A 26,871-nucleotide genomic window follows, 5' to 3' on the forward strand; every position below is an offset into this window, starting at 1 on the left:
AGGATAAGTCGATGAGCCTGCGTATGATGTTGATGGCCGGTACGGCACTGATCCTGGCCCCCGTCCCGGCATTGGCCGGACGCCCCGCGAATGCCGCAACGACCACGGCATCTCGATCGGACACCGCCCCGGCGGAACTCGTCAAGCTGGTCCGCGACTTCACCATTCCCTATCAGACGTTCACGCTGCCCAACGGACTGACGGTCATCGTCCTCACCGATCACAGCGTGCCGATCGTCTATACCAGCATCAATTATGCCGTCGGCTCCACCTTCGAGCCCGCGGGGCGCAGCGGCTTTGCCCATCTGTTCGAACATCTGATGTTCAACGGCAGCGAGAATGCGCCGGGCGACTATTTCAAATATCTGCGCGACGCCGGGTCGATCGGCGTCAACGGCAGCACCGGCTATGATTTCACCAACTATCACGAGGCGGTGCCGACCGGCAGCCTGGACCGCGTGCTGTTCGTGGAAAGCGACCGGATGGGGCATCTGCTCGGTGCGATCACCCAGGGCGTGCTCGACGAGCAGCGCGGTGTCGTCCAGAACGAAAAGCGCAACAACGACAACAACCCCGCCAGCATCCTGGGCTACAGTCGCCGCAGCGCGATCTATCCCGCCTCGCACCCCTATGGTCACAGCGTCATCGGATCGATGAAGGATCTGAATGCGGCGTCGCTCGCCGACGTGCATCAGTGGTTCAAGGATTATTACGGTCCGAACAACGCCACACTCCTGCTGGCGGGCGACATCGATCTCGCGACCGCCAAGGCAAAGGCGATGCGCTATTTCGGCGACATCCCGCGCGGGCGCGCGATCACCGCGCCCGCCGCCGAGCCGCCGGTCCTGACCGCGCCGATCAACCAGTCGTTCACCGGCCCCGTCTCGACGGCGCAGATCGCCCGGACCTGGCCCGTGCCCGGCGGGCGCGACCAGGCAAACTTTTCGCTCGACGCGGTATCGGGCCTGATGACCGGCATCGACGGCGCGCCGCTGTTCGACAAGCTCGTGCGCCAGGACAAGCTGTTCAACAATCTCAGCGCCGACAACACGACCTACCGCGGCGTCGGCGAATTCACCATTTATGGCTCGGTCCGGAAGGGTGTCGATCCGAACGTCGCGGCAAAGGCGCTGGACGACGCGATCGCCGCCTTCCTGCGCAGCACGCCGTCCGCCGATGCGCTGGAGCGCTACAAGGCGACGCGGATCATCCCGGCGGTCCGCAACAACGAGACGATCGAGGCGCGCGGCGGCCTGTTGATGCAGGCCAATTCGGTGCTCGGCTCGCCCGCCAAATATAAGGACGACCTGATGGCGTATCTCGCCCTGACCCCGGCAAAGGTCATGGCCGATGCGCGCAAGTGGCTGGGCCGTCCGGGCTATCGCGGCATGATCGTACCGGGACCGCGCATGACCGCGGCGGGCGACGAAAGCGTCGCAGGGGCCGAGGTGCCCGATGCACCCAAGACCGCCGTCGTCGCCCCGCAAAGCGGCACGCGCGGCCCCATCCCCGGCGTCGGCGAGCCCCAGGCCGCCCGCTTCCCGCCGGTGCAGCACGCCAAATTGGCGAACGGTATTCCCGTCCTCTACGTCCAGCACGACGCCGTCCCCTTCACCACCGCCGAACTGTCGTTCGACGTGGGCAGCGTCGACGATCCCGCCGGCAAGCCCGGCACGATCCGCGCGATGTTCCAGATGCTGGACGAAGGCGCGGGTGGCCATGACGACCATTGGTTCAAGCAGCTGCGCGAACGGACCGGCGCGGCGATCTACGGCAGCGCGCAGAACACCGATTCCGGCGTCTCGTTCGCGGCGCCCAGCGCCAGCCTGGACACGACGCTCGACACGATGATGCTGATGCTGACCCGCCCCGACTTTCCGCAGGATCGGCTGGAGGAATATCGGCGGCAGGAATTGTCGCGCGTCACGGCCGCGCCGACCAGCCCCGGCACTTTGTTGGGCACGGCCTTCACGCAAGCGCTCGCGCCCGGGACGCTGCTCGCCAAGGCATCGCAGGTGCCCAGCGTGGCCGAGGTCGACGCCATCACCCGCCCCGATCTGGAGGCGGCCTTCCGTCGCTGGATTCGCCCCGAAGAGGCCAAGCTGGTCATCGTCTCGAACGAGCCGCTCGCCACGCTCCTGCCGAAGCTGAACGCGACGCTGGGCCATTGGAGCGTGCAGGGGCGCGGCCCCGCCCCGGTCGCGCTCGATCCGCGTCCGGCGCTCGTCACCGGACCGCCTAAGATCGTGCTGGTCGACATGCCCGGCCAGGTCCAGGCGTTCCTGGGGGGCGGGCAACTGGTCGACATGCCGCGCAGTTATGAGGGCGTCGCACCGCGTCTCGCCAACATCGCGCTGGGCGGCGAGTTCACCTCGCGCATCAACATGAATTTGCGCGAGGACAAGCACTGGACCTATGGCGCGTCGGGCAATTTCGACGTCAACGACCTGGGGTCGAGCTATCAGGTCGAGGTGCAGCTGCAGCCGGACAAGGTCGGCCCCGCGATCAAGGAAGTGCAGAAGGAGCTGAACGCGATCGTCACCGACCGGCCGATCACGCAGGAGGAGTTCGACGAGGCCGTCGCCAACACGCTGCGCAAGAATGTCGCCTCGTTCCGCTTCGGCGGGCAGGTGATGGCCGCTGCCGCCATGCTCCAGCGCAACGGCTGGCCGGACGACTTCTTCAGCACCTTCGACGCGCGCATCCGCGCGGTGGCGCTGCGGGACGCGAACGCCGCGATGCGGCAGTATCTGCAACCTGCCAAATGGGTCTGGACCGTCGTGGGCGATGCCAAGACGATCCGCCCGCAGTTGGAAGGACTGGGCCTGCCGGTCGAGGTGGTGACCCCGGCCCAGGTGCTGGCCAAGCATTGAGGCGCACCGGGGCGGGGCCGATCCTGCCTCGCCCCGGGCGGCCATCGGCGCGGACGCGCTCCTCTTTTGGCATGGGACAGGCCATGGACATCAATCATATGCCGCGCTTCCGCCTTTGCGGCATCATGGGGCGGACGCTGTTCGCCGCCGGGCTATCGGCCAGCATCGGCGCATCCGCCTTTGGCCAGACCGCGCCACGGCCGATCGGCAACGCCGTTGTCGACCTGAGCCCGCCGCTGCCCCGCCCCAGCGGTCCATCCTGCACCGTCACCCTGTTTGACCGGCGCGAGTTCCAGGGCGACGAACCCTTGCCACTGGCCTACCGCCCGCCCGCCGACTGTCCCGGCCCGTGGCGCAAGGTGGTGCTGGAGGCGGACTTCGACGTCTCCACGGGTACGCAATTCGATCGCTCCGCCGACCTGACGCTGGGCGGTGCCACCCTCTTCCTCGGCACGACGATGGAGCCCGGCGATACCTATGCCCCGTATTGGCAGGTCGCCCGCGACGTGACCGATTATGCCGCGCTGCTCCGCACGGCGACCGACGGCCGGGCGACCTTGGTCAACTATCTCGACAAGGACCATGACGCGCATGTCCATTGGGGCGCCCGTCTGGTCTTCTACGCCGGGGAAGCGCCCCGGCCGGACGGCGTGGTCCTGCCGGTGACAGCGGGACTGGCGCGGCTCGACCCGCAAAAGCCGATGGTGTCACGCACGATCCGTTTCCCGCGCAACCTGACGAGCCTGGCCATCGACCTGTTCGCTATCGGGCAGGAGCGCGAGGAATTCTGGTACGATTGCGCGCCCGGCAATCTCGCCCAGCGCAACATCTTCGGGCCGCCGCCCTGCGACGCACCGTATCGCGAGGTGGAGGTACGGATCGACGGACGGCTGGCGGGCGTCCGCTCGGTCCAGCCCGACATCTTCACCGGCGGCATCAATCCCGGCCTGTGGCGACGCGTGCCCGCCCTGCGCGCGCTGAACCTGCCGCCCGCCCGGGTCGACCTCACGCCGTTCGTCGCGCTGCTCAACGACGGCCAGCCGCATGTGATCGCGCTTGCGATGCCGACCGCCGGCACATTCTTCCGCGTGTCGGGCACGCTGATCGGAACGGTCGATCCCACCCGTCCGGTGGTGACCGGGGCGCTGACCGCCAACACGCTCGCCCCCGCGCGCATCGTCACGCGACAGCTTCGCGCGCCACGAGGGCCGGGCGCGATCGGCACGGTGCAGACGATCGCCACGCGCGCCGACCGTGTCGAGGGCTATGTCGACACCCCTCACGGTCGCGTGGTCACCCGCGTCGCCTATGACCTCGACCAGCGGCTGACCAACACCCGCGACACCGGCGTGTCGAGCAAGCGCTATGTGGCGCGCCAGACGATGACCGTCACGACGCACGGCACGACGCCATCGCGGCGCCGCATCGCCGAACGCGACACGCTGGCCATCGACATCGGCATCCAGCCGCCGCTCTATGGAGTGGAAAACGGCACGCAGATCGCGCAGGCTAGCGAGCGCACGATCAGCGGCGATGGGCCCGACAACGGCCGCACGGCGCAGACGCTGACGACCTTCGCCCCCAGCTTCTCGCTGTTCACCGCGCCGTTGCAGACGCCCAACCATGTCCGCGTCACCTCGCGGGTCGAGGATGCGACGGGACAGCGACGCGACGTCGAAGCCGTCGTGACGGACGACAGCGTGACATGTAGCGACACCGCCCACCCGACGGCGAACGAAGCACCCGTCAGCAGTCGCGGGGCTGCCCCGAAACGATCATCTGCGGCATCGCGCAGTCGACATCGCCCTTCAATCGCAGGGTCGCACCCGTGATATCCAGGACGTAGGGAAAGCGCGCGCCCGCCGTCGGCTTGACCTGGTCGCCGCCGGGGATGGGTTCGTAGACGCCGGGCGTTGCCGTCACCGCCAGAAAGAGGCGCGCATCGCGGGGCACGCGATAGGTGATGACCGCGCTGCCTCGCCCCTCGACCGCGCCGAGCGGGGAATAGGTCGGCTCGGTCCCGCCACGCACCGCGACAAGGGCGAAGCGCCAGGCCGCGTCCTTGTCGGTCGTACCGCCGGTCAGCCGGACCGAGACGCGGGCGTCCGCTCCGGTCACCGTCAACGGGATCAGGTCGCTGCCGAACTGATGCAGCAGCAGGCCGGGCTGGGGCACGTAGCGACCGGGCCGATCCCCCGGCAGCAGCGAGGCCCAGCGGGTGCCGCCGAACAGGAACCGCATGACCCCGGCGGCATCGAGCATGGCCCGCTGATTCAGGAAATCCAGCGTCACGAGGCGCGCGCCATACCAGCCCATGTCATCGGCGAACGATCGCATCCCCTGGGAGTACGCACCCGACACCTGCCCCAGCCGCACGACCGCCGGCAGGAAATCCTCCGCCCCGTCGCCGGTGGGCAAGCGCCGATCGTGGCGCCACGCCCCCCAAACCAACGGCCGCGTCCGCGCGTCCTCGAACAGCATGTCGATGAACGGATAGGCGCCATAGCGCGCCACCGGCCAGACCGGGCCGAGGTACAGGTGGTTCCCGTAATGCGAAATCCAGGTCGTCTTGCCCGGCACCAGCAGATGACCCAGCCAGTTTGCGACGCTTTCCCAGACCGGCCCGGCGGTCGTGCCGCCGCGAAAGCCGCCCGAATAGAATTGGATCACATGGCCGAATTCGTGCGCGAAGGTCTTCGACCCGAACGCCATGTCCTGCGCGCTGATCCAGACGCTGGGCGAGGCATTGGCGCCATGCACGGTCAGGTCGCCGCCATCGACATGCGGGCGGCCCGTACCATAGAGATAAATGGCGATGCGCCGCCGCTCGCCCGCAGGGCTGTCGGCATAGGGCATGGGCGCGCCGGTCAGGTCGCGGCTCATCCGCCATACCCATTCGGCCCAGTCACCGGCGCGCTTCAGAAATGTGGGCCAGTCCTGCCCGCTCGCCCTTACCCAGGCATAGCTTTCGCCCTGGGGATTGGTGCCGTACCAGAAGACGAAATGCTGCGTCTCATAGGCGCCGATCCTGCCGTTCTCCCGGTCGCCGGGTTGGACCTGGGCGGAATCAGGCACGGTCGCATATAGATTGGGGTCGGCGGCGTAGGGGTGCCGCGCCTGTTCCGCGCTGACGAAGGCGCGATCGGCGGCCGCAAAGGAATCCGCCCGAAACGCGCGGTAACAACCGGCCGCCGTTACCATCTCGACGATTTGCCGTGCGTCCCCATCATCCACGCCATAGGCCTGCACCATGCGCGCACGAAACGGCGTGCCGATCGCCAGCCCCTCGCGATTGCCGCCATCATCGTCGATGGTCGCGGGCTGGCGGACAAGCCGGATCGGCGTCCAGCGTCGCAACGGATAGCGCCCCCACGGTGCCAGTGTCGTGTGGCTCCGACAGCCATCCAGCGCGGAGGCGAAGGCGGGACTGGCGTGCAACGACGCCGTACCGACCAGCACCGACACCAGCGCCATCCATCGCAATCCCGGCGTCATGCGCATCGCTCCCCATACCCCTCGCGCGCGCCGTCCCTCCATAACGAACGATACCCCGCGCGACCTTCCGACATGCGATAGGACAAGGCAGGTCGGAAAAGCCGTAACGCCGGCCAAGGGGCGTCCCGATTGCGGCGATGCTCCGTGACATCGCGACTGTGACGTGACACCGGCGGCGGGATAGTGGGGGGCACGAAAATGGCTGGGACTTTAACGTCAAGCTCGCCATCGGCAGCCTATTGTTTTACAGAAAAAACAAAGTTGCGACGCCGTAGTTCGGACCATTGCCACGAACGGACGCACAACAAGCGAGCCTGGCAGACGCCGTCTCATCGCGGCGGTTATGGCCGAGAGTGGTCCATGACTACCAATCCCCCGCCCCGCCCCCCAAAGCGAGTTGAGATTTCACAATCCGTCTCTATCATCCCGACACAAGCAACGGTTCGAGGACGGCATGGGGATCGATTTGACGGCGGTGGAACAGCTCGCCACCGATCAATCCTCGCTGAAGGCTGCGGCGGGGCTGGCGAAGCCCGGAAAATGGTCGAGCCTGGGAAGCAGCCATGACGGCGCGTTGATTTGGGGCGAATGCACCGGGTCCGGAGCCAATCCCTATCGGGTCGCCGCCGACCTGCGCGACATGGGCAGCAAATGCACCTGCCCCTCGCGCAAATTCCCGTGCAAACATGCGCTGGCGCTGCTGTGGCTCCATGCGGAGGCGATCCTGCCCTTCCCCGCCGCCGACACGCCCGAATGGGTGATCGACTGGCTCGGGCGCCGGCGCTCGACCGGTAGCGCGCCCAAGCCGGTCGCCGCCGCCAGTGGCATACCCAGGACCCTGACCACGACCCGGAGCGTCGAGCCGGACCCCGCCCCCGATCCCAAGGCGGCCGCGCGGCGCGATGCGGCGAACGCGAAACGCGCCGAGGAGACCGAGCGGGCGATCCTCGGTGCGCTGGAGGCGCTGGAGCAATGGGTCGGCGATCAGCTCCGACTGGGGCTTGGTGGGTTCGTCGAGGATGCGACCGCGCGGTGCCGCAGGATCGGGGCGCGGCTGGTCGACGGCAAGGCGGCGGCGCTGGCGGGCCATGTCGACGAACTCCCCGCCCGCCTGCTAGCGCTGCCGCCCGGCGACCGGGTGCGCGGCGCGACGGTGGAGCTGGCGCGGCTCGTAATGCTGGCCCGCGCCTTTCGCGCCGACCCGCGCGATCCCGAACTGCGCCGCGCGGTGGCGTCGGCCGAAAAGCGCGAAGCCTTGCTCGACGATCCGACGGCGATGCGGGTCACCGCCGCCTGGGAAGTGCTGGCCGAGCAGGTGCGGACACGACGCGACGGCCTGATCTCCCAGACGACCTGGCTGCTCAACCTGAAGGACGGCCCGCGCTTCGCGATGCTGCTCGACTTCTTCCCGGCGAGTGCAGGGCGGCGCGGATCGGCCTTCGTGCCGGGCGAACAGTTCATCGGCGACATCCTCTTCTATCCTGCCCGCAACCCCTTGCGCGCCGTGCTGATCGGGCGTGAGGCGGGCGTGATCGACGGACCGCCGCTCGACTGGCCCCGGCCGGACGCGCCGCTGGAGGAGGCGTTGACCGCCCCCTTCCTCGCCGAGCCCTGGGCGGCGGAGCGACCGGTCTTGCTGCCGCCGGGCCGTATCGGCTTCGACCGGACGGGCGCGCCCTGGTGGTGCCAGCGTGAGGGCAACATACCCTTGCCGCTGGCCGGTGAAGCGGAAGGGCTGCTCACCGGCACCGACCTGACGTGCAGCGCCGCGCTCTGGTCGGGGCACCGGCTGGAGATACTCGCGGCGCAAAGTCCATGGGGTCGGATCGGCCATGGCTGACGCGATCCTGGATGCGATCGGCCCGGTGCTCACCCGCTGGACCATGGGCGGCAGCGCGGTGCGTCAGGCCCCGCCCGTCTGGCGCGAGGCACTGGGGGGCAAACCGAACGAGGCCGAACTGCGACTGCTCGCGCTTTCCGGCCAGTATCTGGGCGTGCTGGCGATCAACGAACCGGCGGGCGACCTGCAACCGCCGGGGGATATCCCGGTGCTGGCCTATCCGCCGCTGCCCGCCATATTCCGCCCCGGCGCGCGCCGCCTGCTCCAGTCGCTCCGCGAGCCGGGGGCACGGCGCGATCTGCTCGACTTTCTCGACCGGCGCGGCTGGACCTTGCATCCGGGCGACTGGATGCCGCGCCCCGGTGACGACGTGCCCCCTGTCTATGCGCCGTGGCAGGACTGGGCGGCGACCGCCGCCGCTTCGGCCGGGGCGGAGGAGTTGACGGCCGAGACATGGGATGAATTCGGCCCCGCCGCGCGGCTGGCCGCGCTCATGGACTTGCGGGGGCATGATGCCGCCGCGGCCAGCGCGCTGCTGCTCCAGAAGATCGCGGGCGAGCCCGCCGACCATCGCGCCAGGCTGCTCCAGACGCTGGTGCTGGGCCTGTCCGAGAATGATCGGCCGCTGCTCGAACAATTGGCATCCGGCGACCGGGCACCGCGCGTCCGGGCACTCGCCGCGGCGTTCATCGAGGGGCTGGATGGCCGGCCCCCCCATCAGGACGACGAGGATGCGGCGAAGCTGGCGGCGTTCTTCGCGGTCCAGACCAAGGGGCTGTTGCGGCGGACTCGGGTGATCGAACCGCTGCCCCCGAAGAACATCGTCTATCGCAACCGCCGCACCGACCTGTTCAACACGGTATCGTTCGACGGTTTCGCCACAGCGCTGGGACTGGAAGGCGCGGAACTGGTCGCAATCTGGCCATGGGGCGGCGATGCGCTGCTCGACCAGGGGTTCGCGCAGATGGTGGCACGCTCGGCCAACGATCCGGTCGTGGCCGCCACCACCGACGCGCTGACCCTGGCAAAGACGATCGACAGCGATGCGCTGGAGATGCTGCTGCCGCGCCTGACCATTGGCCAGCGCCATGTCGCCGCCGAACGGCTGATCCGCGCGAACGGCGCGACCTTCGACATGGTGCGCGCCATTGCAGGCGGCGACGGCGACATCGACGATGCGATCCTGATGCCCGCGGGGACCGCGCTGCTGGACGCGGTGGAGGGCGGAGGCGATCAGGCCGACGAATTGCTGGCGCTCGGCCTGCTCGCCTCGCGCGAGGCGGCGGGGCAAGCCTTGGACCAACTGGTGGCGGTGGGGCTGATCGCCTCCGATTCGCGCCTCGACATGCTGCGGCTGAACGCCGCGCTCGACAACAGGAGACAGACCCCATGAGCGAGACGCTGCGCCTTCCTGCCGAGGCGACCTATGCCGCCGAGTTGGCCGCGCTGGCGGTGGACGATGCCGATCGGCGTCCACCCGGCTGGGCGCTGTCGCCCAGGCGCGTCGTGACCTATCTGATGGGCGGGACGGCCCCAGACGGCACCGCGATCAGCCCCAAATATGTCGGCGACCGGCGGCTGATCGAGACGGCGGTCGCGACGCTGGCCACCGACCGCGCGCTCCTGCTGCTCGGCGTGCCGGGGACGGCCAAGTCCTGGGTGTCGGAGCATCTCGCCGCCGCGATCACCGGCGATTCGACCATGGTGATCCAGTGCACCGCCGGGACCGACGAGAACCAGGTCCGCTATGGCTGGAACTATGCCCAGCTGCTGGCGCATGGGCCGAGCCGCGCGGCGCTGGTCCCGACCCCGCTGATGCGCGCGATGGAGACGGGCAAGCTGTGCCGCATGGAGGAGCTCACCCGCATGGGCTCGGATGTGCAGGACACGCTGATCACCGTCCTGTCCGAAAAGATGATGCCGATCCCCGAGCTGAACGACGCGGTCTATGCGCAGCGCGGGTTCAACGTCATCGCCACCGCCAACAACCGCGACAAGGGCGTCAACGAACTGAGCTCGGCGCTGAAGCGGCGTTTCAACGTCGTCGTCCTCCCCCTGCCCGACAGCGCCGACGAAGAGGTGGCGATCATCGTCAAGCGGGTCGGCGAAATGGCCCACAGTCTGGACCTGCCCGCCCCCAAGAATGTCGCCGACGAAGTGGCGCGCGTCGTCGCCATCTTCCGCGAACTGCGGTCGGGTTCGACCGAGGACGGCAAGGTCGCGCTCAAATCGCCCTCGGGCGGCCTGTCCACCGCCGAGGCGATCGGCGTGATGGTCGGCGGGATCAGCCAGGCGACGTTCTTCAACGACGGCCAGCTGACGCCCGCGATGCTGGCCGCCAACATGATCGGCGCGGTGGTGAAGGACCCGGTGCAGGACAAGGCGGTGCTGGGCGAATATCTGGAGACGGTGCTGAAGAAGCGGCGCGGCTATGAAGGCTATTATGCCTCGCTGAGCGAGCTGATCTGACGCGATGGCGGCAGAGGTCTCGCTCTTCGGTATCCGCCATCACGGCCCCGGCTCGGCACGGCGGCTGGTGGAGGCGCTGGATGCGCTCCGCCCCGCCACGGTGCTGATCGAGGGACCGGCGGATGCGTCGCGCCTGCTGCCGATGCTCGCCGATCCGGCGATGGCGACGCCGGTCGCGCTGCTGACCTATGCCGAGGACGATCCCGCCCGCGCCAGCTTCTTTCCCTTTGCCGACTATTCGCCCGAATATCAGGCCGCGCGCTGGGCGATGGCGCACGGAGCCGCGCTGCGCTTCATCGATCTGCCCGCCAGCGACCGGCTGGGCGAGGATGAGGCGGAACGCCACATCGACGAAGACCCGATCGCGCGTGATCCGATCGGCGTGCTGGCGACGGCGGCGGGCTATGACGATGGCGAAAGCTGGTGGGCCGACGTCATTGAAGAGAACCCCGCCTCCATCTCCGTGTTCGCGGCGGTTGCCGAGGCGATGACCGCCTTGCGCGCCGAGGCCGGGCCGCTGTCCGCGCGCGAGGCGGCGCGGGAAGCGCATATGCGGATCGAGATCGCCCGTGCGGCGAAGGAGAGCGAGGGGCCGGTCGCGGTGGTGTGCGGCGCGTGGCATGTGCCCGCGCTGGCCGTCAGCACGAGCCTCGCAGCCGACCGCGCGCTGCTGAAGAGGCGGCCCAAGGCGAAGATCAAGGCGACCTGGGCCCCCTGGACCGCACCGCGCCTGGCGCGGGCGAGCGGTTACGGCGCGGGCGTCGTCGCACCCGGCTGGTGCGCGCATCTGTGGGACACGCGCCATCACCCGGACGGCGATGCGGTATGGCTCGCCCGGATCGCCCAGGTCATGCGCGAGCGCGGCCATGCCATCTCCACCGCCTCGGTGATCGAGGCGCGGCGGCTGGGCCATGCGCTGGCCGCATTGCGCGACCGCCCGCACCCCGGCTTCGAGGAACTGCGCGAGGCGGCCATCGCCTGCCTGTGCCATGGCGAGCGGGCGCGGTGGGACGATATCGCGGCCGAGCTGCTGGTCGGATCGGCGGTCGGGGTCATCCCCGCCGACACGCCGCTCGCACCGCTGCTGGAGGATCTGCAACGCCAGCAAAAGGCGACGCGATTGAAGCCCGAGGCGCTGGAGCGCAACCTGACGCTCGACCTGCGCAGCGAGAGCGGCTTGGCGCGCTCGACCCTGCTCCACCGGCTGAATGCGCTGGATGTGCCCTGGGGCGAATTGAGCGATGCCGGGCGCAGTCGCGGCACCTTCCGCGAGAACTGGATAGTGTTCTGGGAGCCGGAATATGCGGTCCGGCTGGTCGAAAATCTCGTCCACGGCTCGACCATCGCCGACGCCGCCGCCGGACGGTTGGGCGAGGCGATGGCCGCGGAGCCCGATCTGGGCGAGCTGGCCGGACTGGTGCGCAGCGCGATGATCGCCGATCTCCCCCAAGCGACCGAAACGGGCATCGCGTTGCTGGAACGGCGCGCGGCATTGACCAGCGATGGCCTGACCCTTCTCACCGCATTGCCGCCGATGGCCGATATCCTGCGCTATGGCGAGGCCCGCAGCGGCACCACCCGGCATCTCGGCGACCTGATGCCGCGCATCGTGGTGCAGGCGGCGCTGACCTTCCCCTATGCCGCGCGCCAGCTGGATGCCGAAGCGGCGGGCGACCTGCGCGCGGCGATCCTGGCGGCGGACGGCGCAATCCAGTTGGCACAGCTCGACTCCGAGATCGTCGCGACCTGGCACGAGGCGCTGGGCAAGCTGTTCGAGGATGATCAGGTGACGCGACTGGTGGCGGGCACCGCCGCACGGCTGCTCTACGAGGCGGAGAAACTCGCGGCCCAGGATGCCGCCACGCTGCTCGCCCGGATGCTGTCGCCCGGCACGCCGATCGCGGAAGCGGCGGGCTTTTTCGAGGGATTTCTGGAAGGGGTCGGCGAGCGGCTGATCCACGACCACCCCTTGCGCGATGCGGTTGATGGCTGGCTTTCGTCGCTGGACGAGGACAGTTTTGTCGCCAGCCTGCCGCTGTTCCGACGCGTCTTCTCGGCCCTCGACCGCAGCGAGCGGCGCCGGTTGATGGACGCCACCCTGGGCCGCATCGACACGGGTGCGCGCGGCTATGTGTCGCTGCCCGGTGCCGCCGCGCTCTGGCCAGCGCATGAAGCGCGCGTACTCGCGCTGATGACGGGAGCCACGCCATGAGCCACGACGAACGCGAACGCCGCTGGACGCTTGCCCTGGGCGTCGATGACGGAGAGGGCACGGCCCCACTGTCCGAGAGCGACCGCCGCATGGGCAAGGCGCTGTCCGCGCTTTACGGCGATGGCGAGCCGGAGAAGAAGGGCCGGGGCGGGCTGGGCCAGTCCGCACCGCGCGTCGCGAAATGGCTAGGCGATATCCGCGATTTCTTCCCCGCGCCCGTGGTGCAGGTGATTCAGAAGGACGCCTTCGAGCGCAAGGGGCTGCGCCAGATGCTACTGGAGCCCGAATTCCTGGCGACGGTCGAGGCGGATGTGAACCTGGTCGCCGATCTGGTCGCGCTGCGCGGCGTGATGCCGGAGAAGACCAAGGACACCGCGCAGGCCGTCATCGCCAAGGTCGTCGCCGAGCTGATGGCGCGGCTGGAGGCGCGGACGGCGGATGCGATCCGTGGGGCGCTCGACCGCTCGCGACGGACCAGCCGCCCGCGCTTCGCCGATATCGACTGGCCCCGCACGATCCGCGCGAACCTCGCCCATTACCAGCCCGCGCACCGCAGCATCGTCCCCGAACGGCTGATCGGCTTCCTGCGCCAGCAGCGCCGCCTCGTCGATCTGGACGAGGTGATCCTGTGCGTCGACCAGTCGGGATCGATGGCGAGCTCGGTCGTCTACGCCTCGATCTTTGCCGCCGTCATGGCTTCGCTGCCCGTCGTTTCGACCAAGCTGGTCTGTTTCGACACCGCGATCGTTGACCTGACCGAGGAGCTGGCGGACCCGGTCGAGGTGCTGTTCGGCATCCAGCTGGGCGGCGGCACCGACATTGATCAGGCGGTCGCCTATTGCGAGGACCGGATCGAGCGGCCGGGCAAGGCTCATCTGGTGCTCATCACCGACCTGTACGAGGGCGGCGACGAGCGGGCACTGGTCGACCGGCTGGCGCGACTGGCGGTGTCGGGGGTCAACATCGTCGTGCTGCTAGCGCTGACCGACAGCGGTCGTCCATCCTACGACCCGCAACTCGCGGCACAGGTGGCAGCGCTCGGCATCCCCGTCTTTGCCTGCACGCCGGACCAGTTCCCCGAACTGATGGCAACCGCGCTCCGCCGCGAGGACGTGCATGGCTGGGCGGCGGACCGCGATATCAAGCTGGTGCGTGCGGACGGGTGAGCCTAGCCGCTAGTCATGCCGCAAGGCCCAGGCGGGCGCGGCTCGGCTCGCCCGCAGAGCCTGACCCAGCACGGTCAGCACCGCGATGGCGGTGGCGAGCAGGCTGGCACCGACGAAATAAAGCGGCGACAGGGTGATCCGATCCTCGAACCCCGCCAACCAAGTCTGCATCGCGACATAAGCGAGTGGCCAGGCGATGATATTGGCGATCAGCACCGGCCGCAGAAACTGGCCGACGAGCAGCTTGACGATATCCGCCGACGACGCGCCCAGCGTTTTGCGGATGCCGATTTCCCTCACCCGCCGCGCCGTGTTGAACGAAGCGAGCCCCCAGAGGCCTACGCACCCGATCAGCACCGCCAGTCCCGCGCCAATCCCGAACAGCCGCGTTGCCTGTCCATCCGCCTTGTAGAAATCCGACAACCGCTGGTCCGCTGTATCGACGACCAATGGCACCTGCGGCGACAAGCGCTGCCATGTCGCCCGCACCTGAGCCAGCATCGCAGCGGTATCGCCCGTGTAACGGATAGCGGCGATCGCCGGGAACGGCACGTCGCGGACATATTGATACGCCGTCGCCGTCTCGATGGTCCGCGGCGAGACGAAACGCAGCTGGTCTATCACCCCGATGATCGTGCGGGGATTGCCCTGCCCCACTGTCTTGCCGATCGCCTCCTGCGGCGTGCGGAAACCCAGTTGCGACACCGCCTTGCGATTGAGGATGACGTTGCGCCCATATTTCCACCGGGTCCAGTCGCTGGAATCATCGGTGCGGTGCGCATCGTCAAAGACGCGCCCAGCGAGGAGGCGGGGCGCATAGCTGCGGAAGAAATCAGGCCCGACCCCGATATTACCGATCGTCACACTGGGATGACCAGGCCGCTCGATCACGTCCAGGCTGGCATTGTTCATTCCAGGCGCCGAACTGCTCGCCCCAACGGACACCACACCGGGCAGGCGCCGCAACGCCGCCAGGATCGGGCGCGCCTGATCGGGAAAGATGCGCTTATCGGCCAGCGAAGGCACGATCAGCAACCCGTCGCGCCGGAAACCCAGATCGGACCGCCGGACATGGGCGGTTTGCGCGACCAGCACCACCGTCCCGATCAGGAAGGCGATAGCCAGCCCGAACTGGATAACGACCAGAGCCTCGCGCGCACGCGTCCCGCTGCGCCCGCCCCCCGGTGCCCTGGCCGAGGCCAGCACGGCAGCGGCCGGAAAGCGCGACAGGAGCACCGCTGGATAGAAGCCCGCCGCCAGCGCGATGACCAGCACCAGTACGAGCAGCATCGGCAGTGCCAGACCATAGGGAAAGCGTAACGACAGGCCTCCCGCCGCATTGACGACGGGCAGGCTGACCTCGGCCAGGATCATGCCCAGCAGGCTGGCGACCGTTGCCATCGCCGCCGCCTCGCCTAGAAACTGGCGGATCAGCATCGCCCGGTTCGCGCCCAACACCTTGCGCATTGCGACTTCGCGAGCGCGCAAACCCGATTGGGCGGTCGCCAGGTTCACATAGTTGATGATCGCGATCAGCAGGGTCAGGATACCGACCATCCCCAGCGTTACGATGGTCAACTCGCGTCCGTTGCTCTCCGCCCCGCCCGTCGTCGGATGCAGATGCAGGCTCGTAATCGGCAGCAGCGAGAGTGAGAGGATTTTGGTCGGCTCCGCCCCCAAATCCTGCCCGGCGTGCCGTCGGACGAATGCGGGCATCTTCCGCTCGAACGCCCGTGCCGCCATTGCATCGGGCAGGCGCAGATAGGTCGCGCCGTCGACCATCCCCCATTTATACCAGGACCATTGCACTGCAGGCGGCGGCTTCAAGGGCATGGGAATCAGGATCGTCGCCTGAAGATCGGTGGTCTTTGGCAAGTCCTCGAAAATGCCCGCGATGCGGTAAGGCTGCGGCGAATCGACCGCGATGGTGATACTCCGGCCGATGGGATCGGAATCACCGAACAGCCGCTGCGCCTCGCTCCGGCTCAGCAGCGCCACCGACGGATCGGCCAAGGCGCGCCGCCCGTCACCGCGGACCATCGGGATATCGAACACGTCGAAGAAGCTCGGATCGACCTGTGCCACGTCCGCACCGATCGCGTCGTTCTCGCGGATGACGCTGCCGCCCTGCTTGCCGCCGCGAACGCGAGTGCCGACCAGCCCGGGAAAGTCCTGCCGCATCTGCTCGAACAGGCCGGGCATGGTCACCGGATAGGCACCGTTGAATGGGCTGCCCGGCAGATGCAGCTCGGTCTGGACCGCGTAGATTTCGTCATGATGCGGCAGCCAGCGCTCGAAGCTCGTCTCGAAACGGACATAGAGGCCCAGGACCAGAAACACCGCGATCCCCACCGCCAGCCCGCCGATGTTCAGCGCGGCATGCAGCTTGTGGCGGGTCAGCGAACGATAAAGCGCCATCAGGGCAAGGCCGTTCATCATGATTTCCCCGGATTATAATGCGCGCAGGGCGCTGGCGACGATGCCCGATTGAGCCCGTCGATATCATGGAGCGCCATCGTCTCGACCTGATCGAAGACATAGCGGCGTGGAATCTTTCCCAGCCGGATCATCACCAAGGGAGCGGCGACGGCACTTGCGCGGATCGGTTGTTCGGTCATCATGGAGGGACTGTCACCGTCCAACCCCGGAACTGCCAACTCCTTATGATCGAAGAACTTTCTTCCAATCAGCCTCACGAGGGCGCGCGCGCGTGGAACATTATGTCCGCCGACGGACAGTCGCCGGATCTGTCAAGCAGCTGGAACATATTGTTGATCGAGGATGATCCGACCGTCGCGCGGACGACCGACATTCTGTTTCGGCTGGCAGGACACCGGCTGGACCTCGCCGCTAATCCGGGTGCCGCCTATTCGCTGCTAGCCCGGCGGCGCTATGACGTGATCCTGCTCGACATGAATTTCACCGCAGGGCGCTCGAACGGGGAAGAAGGGCTGGCGTGTCTTGCACGGATCATGGCTGACGATCCGGCGGCGCGCATCATCGTCATCACCGCGCATAGCGGCATTCGTATCGCCGTCGCTGCGATGCAGGCTGGCGCGCGCGACTTTCTGATGAAGCCATGGCGCAAGGACGACTTGCTCGCCAAATGCGCCGCCGTGATCGGCCAGCGGGCGGCCCCCGGCGCGCCGCCCGCGTCCCGTCCAGCCAATGATGGCGGAGGCACCGCGCTGCTCGGCGATTCGCCCGCCATGGCAGAGGTTCGCGCGATGATCCGACGCGTTGGGCCGACCGTCGCCAATATCGGTGTCACCGGCCGTTCGGGGGCGGGCCGGACGATGGTGGCAATGGCGGTCCATGCCGCTTCCGGCGATGCCGCGACACAGCCCGTCCGCATCGACCTGCGCGACACCGTGGGGTGGCGCGCGCTCGACGGCGCGCAAGGGACGGTCCTGCTCCGCCACCCGGATCGGCTGGACGCGGTGGCGCAGGAGCGATTGCTCGACCGTCTGCTGCCCGGCCTGCGCTGCATCAGCGTCGGCGACAGCATGGACGGCCTATCGCCCGCGCTGCGACGGCGGCTCTGCACGCTGGAGATCGCGGTGCCGCCGCTGGCCGCAAGACGCGAGGATGCGGTGATGCTGGCCCGCCACTTCGCCCAAATCGGAGGCGAGACCTATGGCCGCACCTCCGTCCGGCTGACCCCGGCGGCCGAAGCGATCATCACCGCGACCGACTGGCCCGACGAAGTGCGCGGACTGGCGGCGGCGATCGAACGCGCGGTCCTGTTGTCCGATGACGGCGTGATCGATGTTGCGGCGGTGCGTCCGGTGACGGCAACGCCCAGCACGCCTGCCACCTCCCCCGCCTTCCGTCTGGACGATGCCGAGCGGCTGATGATTGAAGCCGCGCTGAAGCAACATCGCCACAACATCTCGCGCGCGGCGGATGCGCTGGGGATCAGCCGGGGCACGCTCTATCGGCGCATGGCGCAGCATGGGCTCTAGGGCCGAACGAAGCGCCGTCGCGGTCGGTTTGTCGCTCGCTCTGGCGGGAGCGGTCGCTTGTGTCGCATGGCTGAACGGCCTGTGGCTGGCACTGGCTGGCGCGTTACTGACGATCTTGTGGCTGGTCCTGCTGAGCGTGCTGACGGCGCGTCACCGCGTCGTGCCGCATTCCGCGCCCGTCACGGCCGAGGATGGCGAGGCGACGTTGCAGCGGATGGTGCTTGACGCCTCGCCCACACCCTTGCTGCTGGTCGATGGCACGGTCGCCCGGGTGCTAAACCGGGCCGCGCGGCGGCTGTTCGCGACCGACGACCGGGTACTGCCAGCGCCGTTATCGCTTCTCGACCGCAGCGCCTCGCATCTGCGCCATGCCGGGCGAAGCTGGCGCGCCGATCGGGTCGATATTGGCCAGCAGGCGGTCGTCGCGCTGATCGATGTCGAGAGCGAGGAGCGTACCGCCGAAGCCCGAGCCAGCGCCGAGATGATCCAGGTGCTGGGGCACGAGATGCTGAACGGCTTGGTCCCCATCGTCTCGCTCGCCGAATGCGGAATCGCGGCCGCCGATCCGCAAGCCGGCGATCCGACTCTGTTACCCGAAATCCTGACCACCCTTGCCCGCCGGGCCGAGGGATTGCAGCGCTTTATCGAAGCCTATCGCTCGCTTGCTCGCCTACCCCCGCCGCTGCGACAGCAGGTCGCGCTGGCGGAGATGATTGACGATCTCGGGCGACTCTTCGCCAGCCGCTGGCCGGATGCGGTGCTGACCGTCGCGACACCGCCGGGCCTGAGCAGTGCGCTGGACCGGGACCAGCTTAACCAGGCGATCTGGGCGCTTCTTCAGAACGCGGTCGAGGCGGCAGGCCCCACCGGCCATGTCACCCTGTCGCTGGGCACCGAGGACGGCGCGATCCTGATCGATATCAGCGACGATGGCCCCGGCATCGCCCCCGACCAGACCCATGCGATCTTCCGACCCTTCGCCACGACAAAGGCGGCGGGAACCGGCATCGGCCTCAGCCTCGCGCGACAGATAGCGCGCGGGCATGGCGGGACACTCGACCTGCTAACGCTATCGCCGACGACCTTTCGGCTGCGATTGCCGGGAGGGAATGGCTTATAACGAAGCCGCGATCCTACTCCCCAGGATCACGCGTCCTGATTATTCCCACTCGATCGTGCCGGGCGGCTTGCTGGTATAGTCGTAGACGACGCGGTTGATGCCCTTCACCTCGTTGATGATCCGGGTGGTCACGCGCGGCAGGAAGTCGCCGGGGAAGTCGAAGGCCTGCGCGGTCATGCCGTCGACCGAGGTCACCGCGCGCAGCGCCAGCACCGAGTCGTAGGTGCGGCCGTCGCCCATCACGCCGACCGAACGGACCGGCAGCAGCACCGCGAAGGCCTGCCAGATGGCGTCGTACAGACCCGCCTTACGGATTTCCTCGAGATAGATGGCGTCGGCCTTGCGCAGGATGTCGCAACGCTCGCGCGTGACCTCGCCGGGGATGCGGATGGCGAGGCCGGGTCCGGGGAACGGGTGCCGGCCGACGAATATGTCGGGCAGGCCCAATTCACGGCCGAGCACGCGAACCTCGTCCTTGAACAGCTCGCGAAGCGGCTCGACCAGCTTCATGTTCATGCGTTCGGGCAGGCCGCCGACATTGTGGTGGCTCTTGATCGTCACCGACGGGCCACCGGTGAAGCTGACGCTCTCGATCACGTCGGGGTAGAGCGTGCCCTGGGCCAGGAACTCGGCCCCGCCGATCTTCTTGGCCTCGGCCTCGAAGACGTCGATGAAGGTCTTGCCGATGAACTTGCGCTTGGCCTCGGGGTCGGTGACGCCCGCCAGACCGTCCATGAACAGGTCCTGCGCATCCACATGGACGAGCGGGATGTTGTAATGACCGCGGAACAGGCTGACGACCTGCTCGGCCTCGCCCTGGCGCAGGATGCCGCCGTCGACAAACACGCAGGTTAGCTGGTCGCCGATCGCCTCATGGATCAGAAGTGCGGCGACCGACGAGTCGACCCCGCCGGACAGGCCGCAAATGACCTTGCCCGTGCCCACCTGCTCGCGGATTTCGGCGATCTTGGCGGCGCGGAACTCAGCCATGGTCCAGTCGCCCGAGAGTCCGGCAACATGGCGGACGAAATTGGCGATCAGCTTGGCGCCGTCAGGCGTGTGCACCACCTCCGGGTGGAACTGTATCGCGTAGATGCGGCGTTCCTCGTTCGCGATGATCGCATAGGGCGCCCCGGGGCTGGTCGCGACGACCTGGAAGCCGGGTGCCAGCGCGGTCACCTTGTCGCCATGGCTCATCCACACCTGATGCCGCTCGCCGGTCTTCCACAGGCCGTCGAATAGGGTGCAGTCGCCCTCGACGGTAATGAAGGCCTCGCCGAACTCGCCGCTGTCGCCCTTCTCGACCTTGCCGCCCAGCTGCTGGGTCAGCGCCTGCTGGCCATAGCAGATGCCCAGCATCGGCAGGCCGCTGTCGACGATCGCCTGCGGAATGCGCGGGGAGTTTTCGTCCACCACCGAGGCGGGGCCACCCGAAAGGATGACGGCGGCGGGATTGATCCGCGCGAACGCCGCTTCGGCCGATTGGAAAGGCACGATCTCGCTATAGACCCCCGCTTCGCGCACGCGGCGCGCGATGAGCTGGGTGACCTGGCTGCCGAAATCGACGATGAGGATGCTGTCCGGGTGCTCCATGGCGGTCCGATAGCGATGTCTTTTGCGAAAAGCTACCGGGGCGGACGCGTTTCCATCGGGTCGATCGCGACCATCCGCACCGCCTGCGCATCGACCCGGCAGCGAAAACCGCGCAGTTCGCCGGGATCGGCCTTTTTCTCGCGGATTCGGACTGTCCCGCGGACCAGCAGTCCGTCACCGAGCGCATCGGCCGACTCGACGGCTTCGAGCAAAGCATGAGGGTGAAGTCGCCGCGCTTCCTGCTCGGTTGCCAGCGTACAGGCACGGGTCCCCGCCTCCTGATCGATATCGGCCCGAACAACCGTTGGCGTTTCGCCCCCGCGTACCGGGGCAAGCGGATCGGCGGCGGGCGGATCGGCGGGTCTGGGGCGGTTCGGGTCGTAGCCGGCGGCCTGGAACCCGATGGCGGCCGCGACGACCGCCGCTACGCCAGCCGCGCTCGTTTTGGCCTGTTCGCGTTGGTAATGAAGCTGCGTGGCGCTGGGCGTGGCGATGCCCTTGTTCCAGTCCCTGTCGGGCGTGGAACAGCCTGACAGCGACGCGATCGTCGCGAGGCTCAATGCGATGCGGGCTTTGCCCATGTTTCTCTCCCCCTGTCCGGCAGAAAAGAAGCCACACGGGCTTTCGGAAAGCTGAACAGCCGTACTGGGCACGCCCGGGGATGGGGGAGGGCAAGCCGCATGCAATGAGCTCGGTGAGACACCCTGCCCCCCCAAGCCCCCTCCCGCCTGCGGGAGGGGGGCGCCAGGTGCGAGCGGCACATACGAAAAAAGGGCCGCCCCATCGCTGGAGCGGCCCTTCTCTCGAAGGTCTTCGAGAAACGCGAAATTACGCGGCTTCGTCGAAATCTTCCTCGTTCATGACCGGACCCGAATCCTGGCCCTTCGCCGAGACGTCGCGGTCGACGAACTCGATGATCGCCATCGGCGAGGCGTCCGACGCGCGGATGCCGGCCTTGATGATGCGGGTGTAGCCGCCGTTACGATCGGCATAGCGCGACGCCAGAACGTCGAACAGCTTCACCAGCTGCGCGTCGTCGAGCAGGCGGGCATGGGCCAGACGACGGTTCGAGAGACCGCCCTTCTTCGCCAGGGTCACCAGCTTTTCGACGTAGGGACGCAGTTCCTTCGCCTTGGCGACGGTGGTGGTGATCTGCTCGTGCTTGATGAGCGCGGCCGACATGTTGCGGAAAAGCGCGGTACGATGAGCCGAGGTACGCTGCAGCTTACGGCCGCCGACGCGATGACGCATGGGATATTCCTTCGTTCGTTAAGGGGCCGTTTGACGGTACCCCAGACCTGGTGACCGTTGAGGCCGTCACCTTCGCCTGTCTTATGGCTCACCGGCATTTACCGGGGAGCGGGTCAGCAAAGCTGCCGGAGTGGCCGGGCCGGATCACGGCAAAGCCGCGATCCTCACGTCGAACGGGTCGCCCGTGGGCGACCCGCCGGCCGGACTTTCGCCGTCTCGTGGATAGCATCGCTATCCGCGTGCGGCTCAGCCCATGATCTCCTGTTCCAGCTTCTTGGCCATTTCCTCGATATTCTCGGGCGGCCAGCCGGGGATTTCCATGCCCAGGCGCAGACCCATGGACGACAGCACTTCCTTGATCTCGTTTAGCGACTTGCGGCCGAAATTCGGAGTGCGCAGCATCTCGGCTTCGGTCTTGCCGACCAGATCGCCGATATAGATGATGTTGTCGTTCTTGAGGCAGTTCGCCGAACGCACCGACAGTTCCAGCTCGTCGACCTTCTTGAGAAGGTAACGGTTGATCTGCTGCGCGTCGCTCTGCGGCTCGCCACCGGCGGCGGGGATCGCCGCCTGGCCCACAGGGGCCGCGCGGGTGAGCGCCGAGTCGTCGAAGTGCACGAACAGCGCCAGCTGGTCCTGGAGGATGCGCGCGGCATAGGCCACGGCGTCTTCCGGGGTGACGGTGCCATCGGTTTCGACCGAGAGCGTCAGCTTGTCATAGTCCAGGTCCTGACCGACGCGGGTCGGGTCGACCTTGTACGACACCTGGCGAACGGGCGAATAGAGCGCGTCGACGGGGATCAGACCGATCGGCGCATCGGCCGGACGGTTCGCGGCGGCGGGGACATAGCCCTTCCCGATGTCCGCGGTCAGTTCCATGTTGAACGTCGCGCCTTCGTCGAGATGGCAGATCACCAGGTCCTTGTTCATGACCTCGATGTCGCCCGACACGGCGATGTCGCCGGCCTTGACGGTGGCAGGACCGGTCGCCGAGAGCTGAAGCCGCTTCGGGCCTTCGCCCTGCATGCGGATGGCGAGCTGCTTGACGTTCAGGACGATGTCGGTGACGTCTTCACGCACACCGGCCAGCGACGAGAATTCGTGCAGCACGTTCTCGATCTTGATCGAGGTGACCGCCGCGCCCTGGAGCGACGACAGGAGCACGCGACGAAGCGCGTTGCCCAGCGTCAGGCCGAAGCCACGCTCCAGCGGTTCGGCCACGAACGTCGCCTTCCGCTTGCCATCGCCACCCTTTTTCTCGAGCGCGTTGGGCTTCTTCAGTTCCTGCCAGTTCTTTGCGTTGACAGACACGTGGTTCCCCTGAGTTGTGGGCCGGAACGGGGACGGTTCCAGCCATGGAGAGAGGCATGGCCGACTCGTCAGCCGGCCATGGGAAGCATCAGACGCGGCGACGCTTGGAAGGCCGCACGCCGTTGTGCGGGATCGAGGTGACGTCGCGGATCGAGGAGATCTGGAAACCGACCGCCTGCAGCGCACGCAGCGCCGACTCGCGGCCCGAACCCGGGCCCTTCACTTCGACTTCCAGGGTGCGGACGCCGTGCTCGGCGGCCTTCTTGCCCGCGTCTTCCGCTGCGACCTGCGCCGCATACGGGGTCGACTTGCGCGAACCCTTGAAGCCCATCATGCCGGCCGACGACCACGAAATGGCGTTGCCCTGCGCGTCGGTGATGGTGATCATGGTGTTGTTGAAGCTGGCGTTCACATGGGCGACGCCGGCGGTGATGTTCTTGCGCTCGCGACGGCGAATGCGCTGCGGTTCACGTGCCATTGAATTCTATCCTGACCTGTATCTCTGATGCGGAGAGCGGGAAGCAGTCTGCCTCGCGCCGCCCTCCGGCGGAGAAGAAGTGAATTTCGCCTTCCAGGCGAAATTCTTACTTCTTCTTGCCCGCGATCGGCTTCGCCTTGCCCTTGCGGGTGCGCGCGTTGGTGTGCGTGCGCTGGCCGCGGACCGGCAGGCCCTTGCGGTGACGCAGGCCGCGATAGCAGGCCAGGTCCATCAGGCGCTTGATGTTCATCGCGGTCTCGCGACGGAGATCGCCTTCCACCGTGTGATCGGCGTCGATGGTCTCACGGATCTGGAGAACTTCCTGATCCGACAGGTCCTGGACGCGACGATCGGCAGCGATGTTCAGCTTGGCGGCGATCTGCTTCGCCTTGGCCGGACCGATGCCGTGGATATAGGTCAGCGCGATCAATACGCGCTTGTTGGTCGGGAGGTTGACACCCGCAATACGTGCCATGAAACTTGTTCTCCTAGCTCCACGGAGCATGGCATGGCCGCACATGCTCCATCTCAACGCGATGATTCCCCCACGCACGATAGCGACGCACGCAAATCGCACGTCGTCCAGCGGGAGTGTTGGAAGGACGGTCAGTTACGGCCCGCGCAACACCCTGTCAAGCGATCGGTTCCGCAAACTTGGTCGATTGCAGCCGCCGGAGCGTCAGCCAGCGGCGAAAGGACACGATCGCCCAGACGATCTCGACCACCCCGAACGGCCAAGCCCCCTGGAGAAAGCCATAGGCCGATCCCGCGATACAACCGAGCACGAAGCCCAATGTCCACCAGTGCGATCCCGATTCCATCGCGTAGCAAACCAGGGTGAAGGAGACGGCGGCTAGGCCGAACAGGGAAAGCGAATCCATGACGAGGGGATGTAGAGCCCTGAAGTGGAGGGGCAACCCTAATCCTCCCCGGCACGGGGAGGTGGCAGGCCGAAGGCCTGACGGAGGGGGGCCTCACACAGGACGCCCTTTGCCGCACGCCCCCTCCACCAGCTTCGCTGGTCCCCCTCCCCGTGCCGGGGAGGATTTAGGGGATGATCAACCGCGCGATCAGGCCGGGTGCATTATCGCCCAGCTCGAATCGCCCGCCATGCAGCCGCGCCACCGCCTCGATCAGCGCCATGCCCAGCCCCGCCCCCGGCGTCGTGCGCGCCGTGTCGAGTCGGCCGAACCGCTTCAGCGCCTGGGCCCGGTCCGCCTCCGCGATACCCGGGCCGTGATCCTCCACCTGGAAGACGATGCCCTCGGCTCCGTCGCTCAGCCGCAGCGTGACCTGCCCGCCCGATGCACCATGCTTCAGCGCATTGTCGATCAGGTTGGACAGCGCCTGGCTCATCAGTTCGCGGTGCAGCGGCAAGGGCGCGGGCCGCGCCTCGACCTCGATCAGGAAACGAAGCCCCGCATCCTCGGCGACCGGCGCATAGAGTTCGCCGATCTCCTCGACCAGCTCGACCGGCGAGGCCAGGGTGAAGCGGTCGCGGGTCACCGACTCGGACCGGCTGATCTCGATCACCATGGTCAGCATGCGCATGATCAGGTCGGTTTCGACCAGCAGCCCGCCCAGCGCCGCCTCGCGCTGGGTCGGATCGGCGATCAGCACCGCCTGTTCGGTCTTAGTCCGCAAGCGCGCCAGCGGCGAGCGCAGGTCGTGCGCCAGGCTGTCGGTGACGACGCGCAATTCGGCCATCAGCTGCTCGATCTTGCCCAGCATCGCGTTCAGTCGCTCGGCCAGCCGGTCGAAGGCGTCGCCTTCATCGTCGCCCGACCGCACCTGCGACACGCGCCGCGTCAGGTCGCCCTCGCCCGCCGCGTCGATCACCGCAACGATCGTGTTCAGCCGCCCCGCGACATAGCGCGCCAGCACCAGCCCGGTGCCGACGCCCAGCATCAGCGACAGGAACACCGCCAGCGCGAGCGCCCGCTCGATCGCGACCTGCTGCGCCTCGATCAGGTCGAGCGGCCGCCCGACCAGCAACCAGTCGCCACCGATGGGATGCAGCGTATAGCCCGCCTCGCGCGAGGCCCATACGCCGTCGCGGCCCAGCACCGCCACCCGGAACGGCGTATCGGCCAGCGGCACCGCCAGATGACGCGGCGCATAGCCCGCCACCCGGTGCCCCTGCGGATCGAAGATGGCCAGCACCAGCGACACGTCGCCGGGTTCGCGCGCTTCCTTGATCGCATCGGCCAGCGCGGGGAGAGCCCCCGTGCGCCACACGGCCCGCAGCGCGTCGGCCTGTTCGACGATCTCGCGGTGGAGCGCCGCCACCGCGTCCGCACTGGTCTGCTTCCAGATGAAACCGACCAGGGCCAGATTGGACACCAGCGCCAGCGCGATCGACAGCAGCGCGATCCGCGCCGAGATCGTCAGGCGAAGCTTCACCCTTCGACGGCCAGCCTGTAACCCGCGCCGCGAACGGTGTGCAGGATCGGCGTGCCGAACCCTTCCTCCAGCTTGCGCCGCAGCCGCCCGATATGGACGTCGACCACGTTGGAGCCCGGGTCGAAATGGTAATTCCAGATCTTCTCCAGCATCATCGTGCGGGTGACGACCTGTCCGGCATGGCGCGCCAGGAATTCCAGCAAGTTGAACTCACGCGCGCCGACCGGGATGATCTTGCCCGCCCGCGTCACGGTACGCGCCAGCAGGTCGATCTCCAGGTCACCGACCGACAGCTTGGTGCGGGTCGGCTCGGACGCCGCCCGGTCGGACCGGCGCACCAGCGCCTCGATCCGCGCCGACAGCTCGGCGAAGGAGAAGGGCTTGCACAGATAATCGTCCGCGCCCGCCTTCAGCCCATCGACCCGGTCGTCGACCGTGGCCAGCGCCGACAGGACCAGCACCGGCGTCGAGATGCCCGCCGCCCGGATCGCGCTGACCATCGCCAGCCCGTCGAGACGCGGCAGCATCCGGTCGGCGATGATCAGGTCGAATATGCCCTCGCTCGCCAGGAACAGGCCGTCGCGGCCGTCCCCGCATTGCTCCACGGCATAGCCCGCTTCGGCCAGGCCCTTGGCGACATAGGCGGCGGTGGAGGCGTCATCTTCGACGATCAGGATCTTGCGGCTCATCGGCTC

21 protein-coding genes are annotated in these 26,871 nt (G+C 67.7%); 9 read left to right on the forward strand and 12 right to left on the reverse strand.

Features of this window, described 5'->3' with window-relative positions; translation table 11 throughout:
- Positions 1-11: 11 nt before the first annotated feature.
- Positions 12-2,873, forward strand: coding sequence for a M16 family metallopeptidase (locus SB4_RS10710; protein WP_058752549.1), 2,862 nt, complete (start codon positions 12-14; stop codon positions 2,871-2,873).
- Positions 2,874-2,956: 83 nt separating this feature from the next.
- Positions 2,957-4,705 (forward strand): peptide-N4-asparagine amidase, encoded by a 1,749-nt coding sequence (locus SB4_RS10715; RefSeq protein ID WP_241488584.1) that lies wholly within the window; start codon positions 2,957-2,959, stop codon positions 4,703-4,705.
- Here SB4_RS10715 and SB4_RS10720 read toward each other — a convergent pair.
- Positions 4,620-6,368 carry a DUF6055 domain-containing protein gene (locus SB4_RS10720; RefSeq protein ID WP_241488585.1) on the reverse strand — a complete coding sequence of 583 codons (1,749 nt, stop codon included), beginning with the start codon at positions 6,366-6,368 and terminating at the stop codon, positions 4,620-4,622. The genes SB4_RS10715 and SB4_RS10720 overlap by 86 nt on opposite strands.
- 454 nt (positions 6,369-6,822) lie before the next feature.
- Between SB4_RS10720 and SB4_RS10725 the strand changes: the two genes are divergently transcribed.
- The 5 genes from SB4_RS10725 to SB4_RS10745 are packed head-to-tail and all read left to right on the forward strand — an operon-like array spanning position 6,823 to position 14,055.
- Positions 6,823-8,208, forward strand: coding sequence for an SWIM zinc finger family protein (locus SB4_RS10725; RefSeq protein WP_058752550.1), 1,386 nt, complete (start codon positions 6,823-6,825; stop codon positions 8,206-8,208).
- On the forward strand, positions 8,201-9,601 hold the full coding sequence (locus SB4_RS10730) for a DUF5691 domain-containing protein (RefSeq protein WP_058752551.1): 1,401 nt from the start codon (positions 8,201-8,203) through the stop codon (positions 9,599-9,601). Before SB4_RS10725 ends, SB4_RS10730 begins: the two co-directional genes overlap by 8 nt.
- Complete coding sequence (locus SB4_RS10735) at positions 9,598-10,677, forward strand: ATP-binding protein (RefSeq protein WP_058752552.1); 1,080 nt, start codon at positions 9,598-9,600, stop codon at positions 10,675-10,677. The genes SB4_RS10730 and SB4_RS10735 overlap by 4 nt, the downstream gene beginning before the upstream one ends.
- A gap of 4 nt (positions 10,678-10,681) precedes the next feature.
- The gene (locus SB4_RS10740; RefSeq protein WP_058752553.1) at positions 10,682-12,889 is read left to right on the forward strand and encodes a DUF5682 family protein; all 2,208 of its coding nucleotides are present in this window, start codon (positions 10,682-10,684) and stop codon (positions 12,887-12,889) included.
- A complete protein-coding gene (locus SB4_RS10745) occupies positions 12,886-14,055 on the forward strand; it encodes a VWA domain-containing protein (protein WP_058752554.1) in 1,170 nt (389 codons plus the stop codon). Before SB4_RS10740 ends, SB4_RS10745 begins: the two co-directional genes overlap by 4 nt.
- Positions 14,056-14,064: 9 nt before the next feature.
- Here the strand turns inward: SB4_RS10745 and SB4_RS10750 are convergent, their stop codons facing one another.
- Complete coding sequence (locus tag SB4_RS10750) at positions 14,065-16,494, reverse strand: ABC transporter permease (protein WP_338112949.1); 2,430 nt, start codon at positions 16,492-16,494, stop codon at positions 14,065-14,067.
- The gene (locus SB4_RS10755) at positions 16,491-16,676 is read right to left on the reverse strand and encodes a hypothetical protein (RefSeq protein WP_058752556.1); all 186 of its coding nucleotides are present in this window, start codon (positions 16,674-16,676) and stop codon (positions 16,491-16,493) included. Before SB4_RS10755 ends, SB4_RS10750 begins: the two co-directional genes overlap by 4 nt.
- 99 nt (positions 16,677-16,775) lie before the next feature.
- Between SB4_RS10755 and SB4_RS10760 the strand changes: the two genes are divergently transcribed.
- Positions 16,776-18,020 (forward strand): sigma-54-dependent transcriptional regulator, encoded by a 1,245-nt coding sequence (locus SB4_RS10760; RefSeq protein ID WP_193753795.1) that lies wholly within the window; start codon positions 16,776-16,778, stop codon positions 18,018-18,020.
- Entirely contained in the window at positions 18,010-19,140 is a 1,131-nt protein-coding gene (locus SB4_RS10765) for a sensor histidine kinase (RefSeq protein WP_058752557.1), read from the forward strand. Before SB4_RS10760 ends, SB4_RS10765 begins: the two co-directional genes overlap by 11 nt.
- A 39-nt stretch (positions 19,141-19,179) precedes the next feature.
- Here the strand turns inward: SB4_RS10765 and guaA are convergent, their stop codons facing one another.
- The 9 genes from guaA to SB4_RS10810 form a co-directional block, all read right to left on the reverse strand.
- Positions 19,180-20,733: a glutamine-hydrolyzing GMP synthase gene (gene guaA, locus SB4_RS10770; RefSeq protein ID WP_058752558.1), complete on the reverse strand. Its 1,554-nt coding sequence runs from the start codon at positions 20,731-20,733 to the stop codon at positions 19,180-19,182.
- A gap of 32 nt (positions 20,734-20,765) precedes the next feature.
- Positions 20,766-21,314 (reverse strand): hypothetical protein, encoded by a 549-nt coding sequence (locus SB4_RS10775; RefSeq protein WP_153006179.1) that lies wholly within the window; start codon positions 21,312-21,314, stop codon positions 20,766-20,768.
- Positions 21,315-21,561: 247 nt separating this feature from the next.
- On the reverse strand, positions 21,562-21,984 hold the full coding sequence (rplQ, locus tag SB4_RS10780; protein ID WP_056430546.1) for a 50S ribosomal protein L17: 423 nt from the start codon (positions 21,982-21,984) through the stop codon (positions 21,562-21,564).
- 246 nt (positions 21,985-22,230) lie between these two features.
- Positions 22,231-23,295, reverse strand: coding sequence for a DNA-directed RNA polymerase subunit alpha (locus tag SB4_RS10785; RefSeq protein WP_058718059.1), 1,065 nt, complete (start codon positions 23,293-23,295; stop codon positions 22,231-22,233).
- An 88-nt stretch (positions 23,296-23,383) separates the two neighbouring features.
- Positions 23,384-23,773 (reverse strand): 30S ribosomal protein S11, encoded by a 390-nt coding sequence (gene rpsK / locus SB4_RS10790; protein WP_042486392.1) that lies wholly within the window; start codon positions 23,771-23,773, stop codon positions 23,384-23,386.
- Positions 23,774-23,879: 106 nt separating this feature from the next.
- Positions 23,880-24,248 carry a 30S ribosomal protein S13 gene (rpsM, locus tag SB4_RS10795; protein ID WP_058718060.1) on the reverse strand — a complete coding sequence of 123 codons (369 nt, stop codon included), beginning with the start codon at positions 24,246-24,248 and terminating at the stop codon, positions 23,880-23,882.
- Positions 24,249-24,405: 157 nt separating this feature from the next.
- Positions 24,406-24,654: a hypothetical protein gene (locus tag SB4_RS10800; RefSeq protein WP_058752560.1), complete on the reverse strand. Its 249-nt coding sequence runs from the start codon at positions 24,652-24,654 to the stop codon at positions 24,406-24,408.
- Positions 24,655-24,820: 166 nt separating this feature from the next.
- The gene (locus tag SB4_RS10805; RefSeq protein WP_058752561.1) at positions 24,821-26,176 is read right to left on the reverse strand and encodes a sensor histidine kinase; all 1,356 of its coding nucleotides are present in this window, start codon (positions 26,174-26,176) and stop codon (positions 24,821-24,823) included.
- A complete protein-coding gene (locus SB4_RS10810) occupies positions 26,173-26,865 on the reverse strand; it encodes a response regulator transcription factor (RefSeq protein WP_058718063.1) in 693 nt (230 codons plus the stop codon). Before SB4_RS10810 ends, SB4_RS10805 begins: the two co-directional genes overlap by 4 nt.
- Between the last annotated feature and the right edge of the window lie 6 nt (positions 26,866-26,871).

Source organism: Sphingomonas sanguinis (assembly GCF_001476905.1).
GTDB lineage: Bacteria > Pseudomonadota > Alphaproteobacteria > Sphingomonadales > Sphingomonadaceae > Sphingomonas > Sphingomonas sanguinis_B.